Annotated in this window: 14 protein-coding genes; 10 read left to right on the forward strand and 4 right to left on the reverse strand. The window is 61.6% G+C overall.

Annotated elements, in window-relative coordinates; all coding sequences use genetic code 11:
- Window positions 1-79: 79 nt before the first annotated feature.
- The 4 genes from ACVWNW_RS07800 to ACVWNW_RS07815 are packed head-to-tail and all read right to left on the reverse strand — an operon-like array spanning window position 80 to window position 2,438.
- The gene (locus ACVWNW_RS07800) at window positions 80-505 is read right to left on the reverse strand and encodes an arsenate reductase family protein (protein WP_454482083.1); all 426 of its coding nucleotides are present in this window, start codon (window positions 503-505) and stop codon (window positions 80-82) included.
- 42 nt (window positions 506-547) lie between these two features.
- Entirely contained in the window at window positions 548-1,348 is an 801-nt protein-coding gene (locus ACVWNW_RS07805; protein WP_461196355.1) for a thiamine diphosphokinase, read from the reverse strand.
- Complete coding sequence (locus tag ACVWNW_RS07810) at window positions 1,348-1,704, reverse strand: branched-chain amino acid transporter permease (RefSeq protein ID WP_454482087.1); 357 nt, start codon at window positions 1,702-1,704, stop codon at window positions 1,348-1,350. The genes ACVWNW_RS07805 and ACVWNW_RS07810 overlap by 1 nt, the downstream gene beginning before the upstream one ends.
- Window positions 1,701-2,438, reverse strand: coding sequence for an AzlC family ABC transporter permease (locus tag ACVWNW_RS07815; RefSeq protein WP_454482089.1), 738 nt, complete (start codon window positions 2,436-2,438; stop codon window positions 1,701-1,703). The genes ACVWNW_RS07810 and ACVWNW_RS07815 overlap by 4 nt, the downstream gene beginning before the upstream one ends.
- Window positions 2,439-2,610: 172 nt before the next feature.
- Here ACVWNW_RS07815 and msrB point away from each other — a divergent pair, with 172 nt between their 5' ends.
- From msrB to typA, 10 genes are all read left to right on the forward strand, one after another.
- The gene (gene msrB, locus ACVWNW_RS07820) at window positions 2,611-3,588 is read left to right on the forward strand and encodes a peptide-methionine (R)-S-oxide reductase MsrB (protein ID WP_144176855.1); all 978 of its coding nucleotides are present in this window, start codon (window positions 2,611-2,613) and stop codon (window positions 3,586-3,588) included.
- 238 nt (window positions 3,589-3,826) lie between these two features.
- Entirely contained in the window at window positions 3,827-4,522 is a 696-nt protein-coding gene (gene infC / locus ACVWNW_RS07825; protein WP_082097735.1) for a translation initiation factor IF-3, read from the forward strand.
- Complete coding sequence (rpmI, locus tag ACVWNW_RS07830; protein ID WP_015021617.1) at window positions 4,503-4,697, forward strand: 50S ribosomal protein L35; 195 nt, start codon at window positions 4,503-4,505, stop codon at window positions 4,695-4,697. Before infC ends, rpmI begins: the two co-directional genes overlap by 20 nt.
- A gap of 48 nt (window positions 4,698-4,745) precedes the next feature.
- The gene (gene rplT, locus ACVWNW_RS07835; RefSeq protein WP_015021618.1) at window positions 4,746-5,129 is read left to right on the forward strand and encodes a 50S ribosomal protein L20; all 384 of its coding nucleotides are present in this window, start codon (window positions 4,746-4,748) and stop codon (window positions 5,127-5,129) included.
- Window positions 5,130-5,420: 291 nt separating this feature from the next.
- The gene (locus tag ACVWNW_RS07840; RefSeq protein WP_461196356.1) at window positions 5,421-7,007 is read left to right on the forward strand and encodes a spermidine synthase; all 1,587 of its coding nucleotides are present in this window, start codon (window positions 5,421-5,423) and stop codon (window positions 7,005-7,007) included.
- Window positions 7,008-7,116: 109 nt separating this feature from the next.
- Window positions 7,117-8,046 carry a site-specific tyrosine recombinase XerD gene (gene xerD / locus ACVWNW_RS07845; protein WP_454482094.1) on the forward strand — a complete coding sequence of 310 codons (930 nt, stop codon included), beginning with the start codon at window positions 7,117-7,119 and terminating at the stop codon, window positions 8,044-8,046.
- 45 nt (window positions 8,047-8,091) lie between these two features.
- Window positions 8,092-8,931 carry a ParA family protein gene (locus tag ACVWNW_RS07850; protein WP_046322744.1) on the forward strand — a complete coding sequence of 280 codons (840 nt, stop codon included), beginning with the start codon at window positions 8,092-8,094 and terminating at the stop codon, window positions 8,929-8,931.
- The gene (locus ACVWNW_RS07855; protein ID WP_454482096.1) at window positions 8,928-9,731 is read left to right on the forward strand and encodes a segregation and condensation protein A; all 804 of its coding nucleotides are present in this window, start codon (window positions 8,928-8,930) and stop codon (window positions 9,729-9,731) included. The genes ACVWNW_RS07850 and ACVWNW_RS07855 overlap by 4 nt, the downstream gene beginning before the upstream one ends.
- Complete coding sequence (gene scpB, locus ACVWNW_RS07860) at window positions 9,728-10,390, forward strand: SMC-Scp complex subunit ScpB (protein ID WP_454482098.1); 663 nt, start codon at window positions 9,728-9,730, stop codon at window positions 10,388-10,390. The genes ACVWNW_RS07855 and scpB overlap by 4 nt, the downstream gene beginning before the upstream one ends.
- A 114-nt stretch (window positions 10,391-10,504) precedes the next feature.
- Entirely contained in the window at window positions 10,505-12,424 is a 1,920-nt protein-coding gene (typA, locus tag ACVWNW_RS07865) for a translational GTPase TypA (RefSeq protein WP_454483438.1), read from the forward strand.
- Window positions 12,425-12,430 lie beyond the last annotated feature (6 nt).

Below are 12,430 nucleotides of genomic sequence, written 5' to 3' on the forward strand. Positions count from 1 at the left end.
GCGATTACGCGGGTTGTGCCGAGGAAAAAACGAACAAAAAAAATGGTAGGTTTTGTTGTTTGTTTGTGCAACAAAACGATCAGGAATTGTGAGAATTTTCGTTCGTATTGGCCAGCCAATCCTCCCACTGCTGCTGACGGAATCCGACCAGGACATGCCGGCCATCCAGCAGAATGGGACGCTTGACCAGCATACCGTCGGTGGACAGCAGCTGCAGAGCCTGCTCCGTGTCCATCTGCGGCAGGCGTTTGCTCAACCCCCGACTGCGATAAGCCTGACCTGAGGTGTTGAAGAATCGCCGGACGGGCAGGCCGCTCATGTCCAACCAAGCGGTCAGTTCATCCTGAGTGGGGCGGTCCTCCTTGATGTCGCGCTCGGTGAAGTCCACATTGTGGTCACGCAGCCAGGTGCGGGCCTTGGCGCAGGTGGTGCAGCGGCTGTAGCAGATGAAGAGCGGGTGCTCGGCTGTCGGGGTCGTTGGCTGCTTGGTTGATGATGCTGTCATAGATTGTTCCTTTCCACGTGGGTTTTCAAGTCAAAAGAGGGCTCAGGCCAGACGACGGGAGGGTCGGGTCTCCAAGGGGCCCAGGTCGGCCTTGGGTTCCAGACTGGTGCTCCAGACCGGCTCGGGCGCTGATGTGGGGTAGGTGACGAACACTGTTCCTTGCTTCAGTGCTATGTGGGCCGGTCTGCTGGGCAGGAACTCGTTGCTGACACCGGTGACCTGCTGGTTGGTCATGGTCATGCCGTCCGTCTGGTATTTGAGGCCCTGCTCGACCACACCCAGAGCCTGGTCGTCGGCCGCCAGGACGGAGACCATGGACCTGGGCGGGCAGTCCCAGGCCGGAAAGTCCAGGCTTCCGGGTCCAAGAGCCGTGACCAGCATTCCCTGGCCCCAGAGTTCGGCCCGGCCACCGCTGGCAGCAATCAGATGGATCAGGTTCAGATTGGCCAGCGTGTGGTCCATACGCCCGCCCAGACCACCATATATAAGGAATCGTCGGCAACCCCGCTGCCAGCCTACCTTGACTGCGGCCAGCAGGTCGGTGTCGTCCTTTTCAGCAGGCAGGACACGGCGCGGGATGTCTGTGCGCAGCTTTCGGCTGCCAGCGGGCAGGGAGTCGAAGTCGCCTACGACCAGGTCGGGTTCGTCACCGTGCTCCAGAGCCGGCTCCAGTCCTCCATCCGCTGCTATGACCAAAGCTTGTTCGCCGCGTGCCGTCTCTTCACCGAAGTACTGTCCGGCACCCCAGATTCGGCAGAGCGATGCCTGGCCTGTACGGTCCGACTGACCGTCATCCTGCATAAGATTCTTCTTTCTGCGCTCGCCCATTGGACGCACACTCATCATCCCAGACCAACCAGACGGATCAGGAAGAGCAGCCACCCTTGCACCAGGGCCATGTAGGTCAGGGTGCCGCAGGCGATGCTGACCATCATGTTTCGCCAGCGCAGGTGGACCAGGGCTGTGACCAACAGAGCCAGGGCCTCGTAGAGCCCGTGGTCGTCTCCGACCAGGTTGGTGTGCCTCAACGAATAGACCACCAGCAGTCCCATGACGGCGGCTGGCAGCAGACGTCCCAGCCTGGTCACCAGGGCCGGTGGCCGACGTCCCTCCGGCCAGATTATGAAGGGCAGGAATCTGGTGGCCATGGTTCCCAGGACCACAATGCCTATGGTGATCAGTTGCTGTGCAGTGGTCATGAGGCCTCCCTTTGGCTGCGGAAGTCCAAGAGGATGAAGACGGCCAGGATGACAGCCATGGACGGAATGATGAACCGGTCAGGTCCAAAGACCAGCAGACAGGCCAAGGAGGCCAGAAGACCGATCAGGGCCGGCACACGGGCCTCGGCCTGCCGCCACTGTTCCAGGAAGAGCACCAGGAACATGGCGGTCAGTACGAAATCCAGTCCCCGGGTGTCGAAGTTCGCCAGGTTGCCCAGCACAGCGCCCAGGGTGGCGCCGCCCACCCAGTAGATTTGATTGAGCAGAGTGACGAAAAAGAGGTACCAGCCCTTGTCGGTTCCGGCCGGGTGAGGATCGGCGGACTCCAGGGCGAAGGTCTCATCGCACATGCCGAAAATCAGGTAGGGTTTCTTCCGGCCCGTCCCTCGAAAGACCGGCAGCATGGCCAGGCCATAGAAGAGATGGCGTGCATTGACCATCAGGGTCAGCATCAGCGCGCCCCAGGGATTGAAGGTGGACATGAGCAGGTCCACGGTCACGAACTCCATGGATCCGGCGTAGATCAGGGCACTCATGGCCAGCGGGTAAATCACCGGGAATCCGCGGCTGGTCATCAGGAAGCCGTAGGAGATCCCCAGCACCAAGAATCCGGCCATGATGGGCAGGGTCCGTGGGAAGGCCGCAGCCAGGGAGCCCAGGATGGTCCCGGAGGACCTCGTGTCTTCGTCAGCGTCTTGCTGCACTCGTGGCATGACCCGCCTCCTGACTTCGATTTGGAGATGGTCATATGATAATCGCCTCTTGCGCCGCAAGGACAGACTGGTCGACAATGTGAGAAGGCTGTCAAGAGGCTGGAAGGACGGAATAGGGGCTCTCCGGATTTTGTTGAAGCTAGCGATAGGTACCGGTATGTGAGGAGGAATCATGGACAAGAACAAGATTTCGACCAACAACCCGGCCACGGTCGTTCTGGCCGGGGGATGCTTCTGGGGCATCGAGCGGTTCTTCCAAGAGGTGGACGGGATTATCGACACTCAGGTGGGATACGCCCAGTCCACAGTGCCCAACCCCAGTTATGAGCAGGTCTGCAGCGGTGTCACCGACGCTGTGGAGAGCGTGCGGTTGACCTATGATCCCCAGACGGTCAGTCTGCGGACCCTGACCCTGCTTCTGCTGGATCTGATCGACCCCTTCTCGGTGGATCGGCAGGGCAATGACCGGGGCAGGCAGTACCGCAGCGGCCTCTACTGGGATTCCGAGCATCGCGAGCAGGAAGAGCCTGTCTTCCGTCGCGCTCTGGAGGAGCTGGAGCGCAGGACCGGCCGTCAGCCAGCTGTGCAGGTGGAAGCCTTGATCAACTTCTATCCGGCGGAGGAGTCCCACCAGGACTACCTGCTCAAGAACCCCGGCGGATACTGCCACATTCCTCTGGAGGCCATCGCCAACGCCGCCTCCCGCCAGCGCTACATCGAGCGCATCTGGTCCCTGGACCCTGAAAGCTACGAGGTCACCCAGCACTCGGCCACCGAACGGCCCTTCGCCAACGCCTACGATGGGGAATTCCGCCCGGGCATCTATGTGGACGTGGTCAGCGGGCAGCCACTCTTCTCCTCGGCGGACAAGTACGACTCGGGTTGTGGCTGGCCGGCATTCACCAAGCCCATAGATCCCGACCTGCTGGTCAACCGCAAGGACTACAAGCTGCTGGGTCGTCCTCGGATCGAGGTGCGGACGGCACAGACCGGAATCCATTTGGGACACGTCTTCGACGACGGCCCGGCTGACCGTGGCGGGCAGCGCTATTGCATGAACTCCGCCGCCCTGCGGTTCGTTCCGCGGGACCGGATGGAGGAGGAGGGTTACGGAGACTACCTGCCCCTGGTGGACGGAGCAACCGCCTGACTAGGCCCGGTCCTAAGGGTTGTGTTATACTACTACTCGGCTTGAGAAATCAAGAAAGCGGATGATCCCACCTGGGAGCCTTCCATGGCTTCGGGTTCGACCCGCGCCGGTGACGGTTGACCGTCAGTATTACGGTGCAGGCATTGACGGTTTCGTTGCTATACGGCTGCGACGGTCATGTTCGAAACCTATGGGTTCTTCGCCGGGCAGTGGATGTTGTGGTATTTGAGAAGGAGTCATCATTAGCGACGAACCAAGGATTAACGACGATATACGAGTGTCTCAGGTACGCCTGATCGGGCCCAACGGCGAGCAGGTGGGAATCATTGCGACCTCCGTCGCCCTCAACCTGGCCAAGGAGGCCAACCTTGACCTGGTCGAGGTTGCGCCCAAGGCCAAGCCTCCGGTCGCCAAGCTCATTGATTACGGCAAGTTCAAATACAACGAGAAGATCAAGGCTCGTGAGGCGCGCCGCAACCAGAGTATGTCGGAGATCAAGGAGATCCGCTTCAGATTGAAGATCGACGACCACGACTTCGAGGTCAAGGAAGGGCATGTGCGCCGCTTCCTGTCCGCCGGAGACAAGGTCAAGGTCACCATCATGCTGCGTGGACGCGAGCAGTCACGGCCCATCGGCGGCGTGGAGCTCCTGCGCAAGCTGGCTGACGACGTCGCGGATCTGGGCTCCATCGAGTTTGCCCCCAAGCAGGAGGGGCGCAACATCATTATGACCCTGTCACCCAAGGGCAAGAAGGTCCACACCCAGTCCGAGCAGCGTCGGCGGGGCGGACAGGCCCGTGCCGAGCGCAAGGCCCGTCAGGCGGCCCATCTGGCTGCCAAGGCCGATGAAAAAGAGACTGCGGGCTCCAACAACAATACTTCTCCCAAGCAGATGAAATCCAAGGAGGGCAGCAATGCCGAAGATGAAAAGTAACTCCGCCGCATCCAAGCGCGTCCGGACCACGGGTTCGGGCAAGCTTATGCACGCCGGGACCGGTATGCGCCACAATCTGGAGCACAAGTCGGCCAAGAAGCGTCGTCACCTGTCCACTGACGAGGTGCTCGCTCCGACCCAGTCCAAGAACATGAAGAGGATGCTGGCCCGCTGAGCGGGTGCTGTCGCGTCGAGTGAGATTTTAGAAAGCTGAGGAATATCTATGGCACGAGTCAAGCGGGCAGTCAACGCGCATAAGAAGCGTCGGGTCGTCCTGGAGCGGGCGTCAGGCTACCGTGGCCAGCGCTCCCGTCTCTACCGCAAGGCCAAGGAGCAGCTGCTCCATTCATATACATACAATTTCCGGGACCGCAAGGCTCGCAAGGGCGACTTCCGCAAGCTGTGGATCCAGCGCATCAACGCCGGATGCCGCGCCCAAGGAATCACCTACAACCGCTTCATCCAGGGTCTGCGCCTGGCCGGGATCGAGCTGGACCGCCGCGCCCTGGCCGACCTGGTCGTCAACGACATCGACACCTTCAACGCCATCGTGGCTGAGGCCAAGAAGGCCCTGCCTGCCGACGTAAATGCTCCGGTCGCTGCCTGATCAGCGGACCTGAACACTGTATTGCAAGAACCTCGCCTTTCGCGGGGTTCATTGCATATTTGACCATTCCTCAGGGGAACGGTAAGTTGATTGACGACAATGATGCCGGGAGCCGCCATGAACGATAACCACAGCCTAGACGCGTCGGCTGTCCCGGCAGAATCAGCAGGTCAAGCCGGTCCATCATCTCGCAGCGGTACATCCATACTGGCCAGAATTAATCAGCCGCGCCCCATCCTTCGGTCGCGGATCTTTCTTTATGTGACGGAGTTCTTTTCTGGCATGGCCGTCATGGCTGCCGAGCTGGGGGCCTCCCGCCTATTGGCTCCTTACTTCTCGTCCTCCCAGATTGTATGGACCATCATCATCGGGACCATCATGATCGCCCTGGCCCTGGGTGCCGTCGTCGGAGGCCGCTGGGCCGACAGGAACCCAGACCCGGACAGGCTCTACCTGTGCATTATGGCTGCGGCCGTCTGGATCGCCCTGATTCCTTTGGTCGGCAAGTATCTGATCATCCTGGTTTCAGGACTGCTGATCGTGGCCGTTTCCACCAACTTCCTGGTCCTGGCGGCCTTTATCTCCTGCCTGATAATCTTTGTTCCGCCTCTCTTCCTCCTGGGCACCATCACCCCGGGCCTGGTCAAAAGCGCCACCGACTCCCTGGACGACAACGCCTCGGTGGTCGGCCGGCTCAGCGCCTGCAATACCGTGGGATCCATCCTGGGCACCTTCCTGCCCACCTTTGTGACCATCCCGGCCGTGGGGACCTTCGTCACCTTCCTGATCTTCTCCGGAATACTGCTCCTAGTGGCCTTGATCTACTTTCTTTCCTCCCACGTGCATCGCCTGGCCTGCTTCATGGCCACGGTGGCCTTTGTCATCTCGGCCGCCCTGTCGCCGATGACGGGGTTCGCCTTCTGGGAAAAGGGCCTGGCATATGAGGGCGAGTCCATCTACAACTACCTGCAGGTCAAAACCCAGGCGGATAGAACCATCCTTTCCACCAACGTCCTCTTCGGCGTCCAGTCGGTGACCATGAAGCACCCCGGGATGACCGGCATGTACTACGACACGGCTTTGGCAGCGCCGCTCATGGCCAATCAGGCCCGCTCGGCCCTGATCCTGGGCATGGGGACCGGGACCTACGCCCGGCAGCTGAAGCGGTACTATCCGCGGATGGCCATCCAGGGGGTGGAGATCGACCAGTCCATCAGCAACCTGGCCATCAAGTATTTCGACCAGCCTGCTGATGTTCCGGTTTCGACCTATGACGGCCGAGCATGGCTGGCGGCCAGTCGCCAGTGCTACGACCTGATCATGGTCGACGCCTATCAGGACATCACCATACCCTTCCAGATGAGCTCCACCGAGTTCTTTACCCTGGTTAGGAACCACCTGAATCCTGGCGGGGTCATGGTGGTCAACATGAACATGATCGACGACGGTCAGGGGTCCATCAATGCAGCCCTGACCAATACCATCACCAGGGTCTTCGGCTCCGATGCCATCCTGACGGCTGATGTGCCCCAGACCACCAACCGCGAGCTCTTTGCACGTCGCCCCGCTTCCGAGGATTTTTCGGGAGCAGGAGGGGATAAGAGGGAGGCCATGAGGGACTATCCTGGTTCCGACCTGCTGGCGGAGGCCGCTGCCAGGGTCAGCCCTGATCCAGACCTGTCCGAGATGATGAAGCAGGTCAGCTCCCGCCTGAACACGGTTGGGGAAGTAAATGGGAGGGTATTGACTGATGACAATGCGCCAGTGGAGCTGCTTGGCATGCACGCCATTGACGGAATCATCAGCAGGGAGGCCGGCCCCTATCGACGGATCCTTCGGCAAGAGGGGATTCAAGGACTGATCCGGGATGTTTCCTGAGCTGCCGCCTCAATCCCAAGCACGTTGGATGTATGGGAACAGGGGAGTGGAGCGTTAGAATATGCCCTAAAGACCAGCACTGATGAAGAGAACCGGAGGTTAAGCAGTAGTGGACGGTGATCATCAGGAGGGGCTGACTGCATTGCTGGATCAGTTCCTGGCTTACACCGGTCTGGAGCGGGGCCTTGCCCCTGCCACGGTCAAGGCTTATAAGTCCGATCTGACTATGTACATCAACTGGTTGTCCGGCCACGGCATCACCAGCATGGGGCAGATCCAAACCGCCGATGTGGAGGGTTTCCTGGCCCATCTGGCCGACGAGAGTCCAGCCAGCCGCTCGCGGAGGATGGCCGCCGTCCATGAGTGGCACCGGTTCGCTCTCAAGCAGGGAGTGACCGACCAGGATGTTTCCCGTACGGTCAAGGCTCCCAAGGGCACCTCGGCCCTGCCGGATGTGTTGGACGTGGATCAGGTGACCCGTTTGCTGGATGCGGCTGCGATGGGCGGGTCCAAGGATCCAGTGGTCCTGCGGGACAAGGCCCTGCTTGAGTTCATGTACGCAACCGGCTGCCGGGTCTCGGAGGCCGTCGGCACGGATCTGGAGGACATGGACTTGGACGAGCGGGTGGTCCGTCTGACCGGCAAGGGCGACAAGCAGCGTCTAGTGCCGATAGGTTCCTACGCTTGCCAGGCCATGGAGGCCTACCTGAATCTGGGACGGGCCAGCCTGTGTGATCGAGCCACCAGGAGCAGGGAGCTGAGGGCAGTCTTCCTTAACAAGCGGGGCAAGCGGCTGACCAGGCAGACCGTCTGGCAGGTGGTCAGGGACGCCGGTCGCCGGGCGGGCCTGAACAGACCTCTGCATCCCCACACCCTGCGGCACTCTTTCGCCACTCATCTGTTGGAGGGAGGCGCCGATGTGCGTTCGGTCCAGGAGCTGCTGGGCCATGCCTCGGTGACCACGACACAGATTTACACACACGTCAGTCCCCAGGCCCTTATGGAGACCTACCAGACGGCCCATCCCCGCGCCCGCTGACCCGCCAACCCGCGAATGCGGGTGGAAACTTGATAGGGTAGAGGCATGCCTACGGATTTGTTAGGGCGCGAGTATGAGACGTTCGCTGCCCCGGAGCCTTTGAAACAGCACGGCCCGGCCCGTGTCCTCGCCATGTGCAACCAGAAGGGCGGTGTGGGCAAGACCACCTCATCAATCAACATCGCTGGGGCCATGTGCCAGTATGGGCGAAGGGTGCTAATTGTGGACTTTGACCCCCAGGGTGCAGCCACTGTGGGTCTGGGCATCAATGCCAACAGCGTGGACAACACCATTTACACTGCCATGTTCGACCCGTCACTGGATGTTCACGAGGTAGTCAGGCACACCCGTTTTGACGGGCTGGACATCATCCCGGCCAATATTGATCTGTCGGCCGCCGAGATTCAGCTGGTTACCGAGGTCGGTAGGGAACAGGCTCTGGCAGCCACCATCCGGCCCCTGCGGCAGGAGTATGATGCCATCATCATCGACTGCCAGCCCTCGCTTGGACTGCTGACCGTCAATGCGTTGACTGCCGCGGACGGGGTCATCATTCCCGTGGCGGCCGAGTTCTTCGCCCTGCGCGGCGTTGCCCTGCTCATGCAATCCATTGAGAAGGTCCGTAGCCGCATCAATCCTGACCTGCAGGTTTACGGTGTTCTGGTCACCATGTACACCAAGACCCTGCATTCGGACGAGGTGCTTCAGCGTATCTACGAGGCCTTCAGGGGCAAGGTCCTGCACTCCATCATCAGCCGGTCCATCAAGCTGCCCGACGCCACGGTGGCCGGTGAGCCCATTACTATGTTCGCACCCGAGCACAAGACCGCCAAGGAGTATCGGGAGGTTGCCCGGGAGCTGATCGCCCGCGGCATCGTGGCGTGAGCGGATCAGCGGACGGCTTCGCCGTCGACCTGGATGTCTACCAGGGGCCCTTCGATCTGCTGCTGGGCATGCTGGCCAACCGAAAGCTCTCCCTGACAGAGGTTTCGCTGGCCTCCATCACTGGGGAGTTTCTGGACTACGTGCGCACACTGGACTTCAGTCAGGGTCTGGATCAGGCCAGCGCCTTCCTGGACGTGGCCTCTGTTCTGGTAGAGGCCAAGAGCGCTGCCCTCCTGCCTGTGGAGGATGAATCCATGCGTGACCAGGCCTCCATGGATGCCCTTCGTGAGCGTGATCTGCTCTTTGCCAGACTTCTGCAGTACAAAGCCTTCAAGCAGGCTGGACAGGACTTTCGAGCCAGGCTGGCCGCCAACTCGGGCCGCTATCCTCATCCCGGCCATCTGGAGCCCCAGCTGGTCCATCTGTTGCCTGATCTGGTCTGGACCCTGAAGCCAGAGGATCTGGCCCTGCTCTGTGCCAATGCCCTGGTCAACGCTCCGGCCTCCCAGGTTCGTCTGGACCAGTTGCACGTGCCCCTGGTCGACCTGAACAAGGAGGCCGACCAGGTTCGCCAGGCCCTGCTGGCGCAGCCCGGTCAGCCTGTGGCTTTCGCCGACCTGGTCGCCTCCTCGAAGGGCCGGGCGCAGGTGGTGGCCCGATTCCTGGCTGTGCTGATTTTCTTTAGGCAGGAGCTGATCCAGTACCGTCAGGATGGCCCCTACCAACCGCTCTATCTGCGCTGGGTTGGGCCTATCCAGGAGCCGGAAATGGCCTTGATCAGTGAGGGGGACTTCGCATGAGCCAATCCTCGGCTCCCGATACCCGTCCCGAATATGTGGACTTCGACGTGCAGGACTTTCCCGGCGGGCTGGCCACCTGTCTGGAGGCTATTTTGGTGGCCACGGATCGGCCGCTGACTGCAGAGGACTTCTCCCGGGTGCTGGCCGTGGATCCGGGTCCGGTCAATGTCGCCCTGGAATCGCTGGCCGAATCCTATAGCGACCGAGGATTTGAACTGCGCCGGACCGCCCGAGGCTGGCAGTTGACCAGCCGGGCCGCCTATCAGCCCGTGGTGGCGGCCTTCGTCAAGGACGGTCAGACGGCCAGACTTTCCCAGGCGGCCCTGGAGGCCCTGGCCATCGTGGCCTATCGCCAGCCCATGACCCGTGCCCAGGTGGGCCAGATTCGCGGGGTCAATTCAGACGGGGTCATCCGGGCCCTGCTGGTGCGTGGCTTGGTCCGGGAGGAGGGGCTGGATGAGCAGACCCACGCCGCGCTGCTGGTTACCACCGACCTCTTCCTTGAACGGATGGGCCTGCAATCCTTGGAGGATCTGCCCTCCCTGGCCCCCTTCCTGCCCGATGAGGACTCGGCTCTGGCCCAAGTACGCCAGGAGCTGTCTGGGCAGCCCGAATCCCCGGATCCTGCCCAGGGTTCTCCCCAGGGCGAGGGGGAGTGAACGCCTGTCACACAAGGCGGTTACACTTGTCTCTGTTTGTCCAATTCCTGGACCACGCCAGCCGGCAGCTAGGCCGGTGGGGGCATGGATAGCATTCACGAGAATGAGGTTTTGATGGCGGTACGCGGCGATATACGAAATGTGGCGATTGTGGCACACGTTGACCACGGCAAGACCACCCTGGTCAACGCCATGTTGCAGCAGTCGCACGTCTTCTCCGAGCGGGAGGAGGTGCCCGACCGGGTCATGGACTCCAACGACCTGGAGAAGGAGAAGGGCATCACCATCCTGGCCAAGAACACCGCCGTCAAGTACACGGGCCCCCTGGCAGCCAAGCTGGGCGAGCCTGACGGCATCACCATCAACGTGGTGGACACCCCTGGCCACGCCGACTTTGGCGGCGAGGTGGAGCGCGGCATCTCCATGGTCGACGGCGTAGTCCTGCTGGTGGACGCCTCCGAGGGGCCTCTGCCCCAAACCCGCTTCGTCCTGCGTAAGGCCCTGGAGGCCAAGCTGCCAGTCATCCTGGTCATCAACAAGACCGACCGTCCCGATGCCCGCATCTCCGAGGTGGTCTCGGAATCCACCGATCTGCTCCTGGGTCTGGCTCAGGACGTGAGCGAGGAGGGGGTGGACCTGGATCTGGATTCCCTCCTGGACCTGCCGGTCATCTACTGCGCTGCCAAGGCTGGTAAGGCGTCCGTCAACCAGCCGGCCGACGGCGCTGTGCCAGACAACGACGATCTGGAGCCTCTCTTCGAGGCCATCCTGAATAACATCCCCGCCCCGGAGTATGAGGAAGGCGCCCCCCTGCAGGCCCATGTGACCAACATTGACGCGTCCGATTATTTGGGCCGTCTGGGTCTGGTACGCATCTACAACGGCACCCTGGCCAAGGGCCGCCAGTACGGCCTGTCGCGTGTGGACGGATCCATTGAGAACTTCAAGCTGACTGAGATCCTGCGCACCAAGGGCCTGCAGCGCTCCCCAGTGGACGAGGCAGGCCCCGGCGACATCGTGGCTGTGGCCGGTGTTGAGGACATCATGATCGGCGAGACCATCGTCGACCAGGACGATCCCCGCCCCCTGCCTCTGATTCACGTTGACGACCCGGCTGTCTCCATGACCTTCGGCACCAACGACTCGCCGCTGGCCGGCACTGAGGGCAAGGACCATAAGCTGACCGCCCGCATGCTCAAGGACCGTCTGGACCGCGAGCTGATCGGCAACGTCTCCATCAAGGTGCTGCCCACCGATCGGCCCGACGCCTGGGAGGTTCAGGGCCGTGGCGAGCTGGCCCTGGCCATTCTGGCTGAGCAGATGCGCCGCGAGGGCTACGAGCTGACCGTAGGTCGTCCCCAGGTGGTCACCAAGACCGTGGACGGCAAGATTCAGGAGCCCATGGAGTCCGACACCATCGATGTGCCCGAGGAATACATGGGCGCAGTCACCCAGCTCATGGCCGATCGCAAGGGTCGCATGGAGACCATGACCAACCACGGCTCCGGCTGGGTCAGGATGCAGTTCACCGTGCCCTCCCGTGGCCTCCTGGGCTTTCGCACCGCCCTGCTGACCGCCACCCGCGGCACCGGCATCTCCTCGTCGATCTCCGCCGGCTACGCCCCCTGGGCAGGTGACATCAAGACCCGGCAGAACGGATCCATGGTTTCCGACCGCTCCGGCAAGGCCAGCCCCTATGCCATGCAGAAGCTCCAGGCCCGCGGTGAATTCTTCGTCAAGCCGCAGTCGCCCGTCTACGAGGGGCAGATCGTGGGGATCAACAACAAGCCCGGCGATTTGGACATCAACATCACCCTGGAGAAGCACATGACCAACATGCGTTCCTCCACCGCCGACGTGTTGGAGACCCTGACCCCGCCCATCGACATGAGCCTGGAGGAGTCCCTGGACTTCGCCAACGATGACGAGTGCGTGGAGGTGACACCCGAGTCCATCCGCGTGCGCAAGATCATCCTGGACAGGGACGCCTGGTATAAGTGGAACGCCCGTCAGCGCAGGGCCAACAATAAGTAAGCCTTC

Source organism: Bifidobacterium sp. JNUCC 75, from assembly GCF_054819865.1.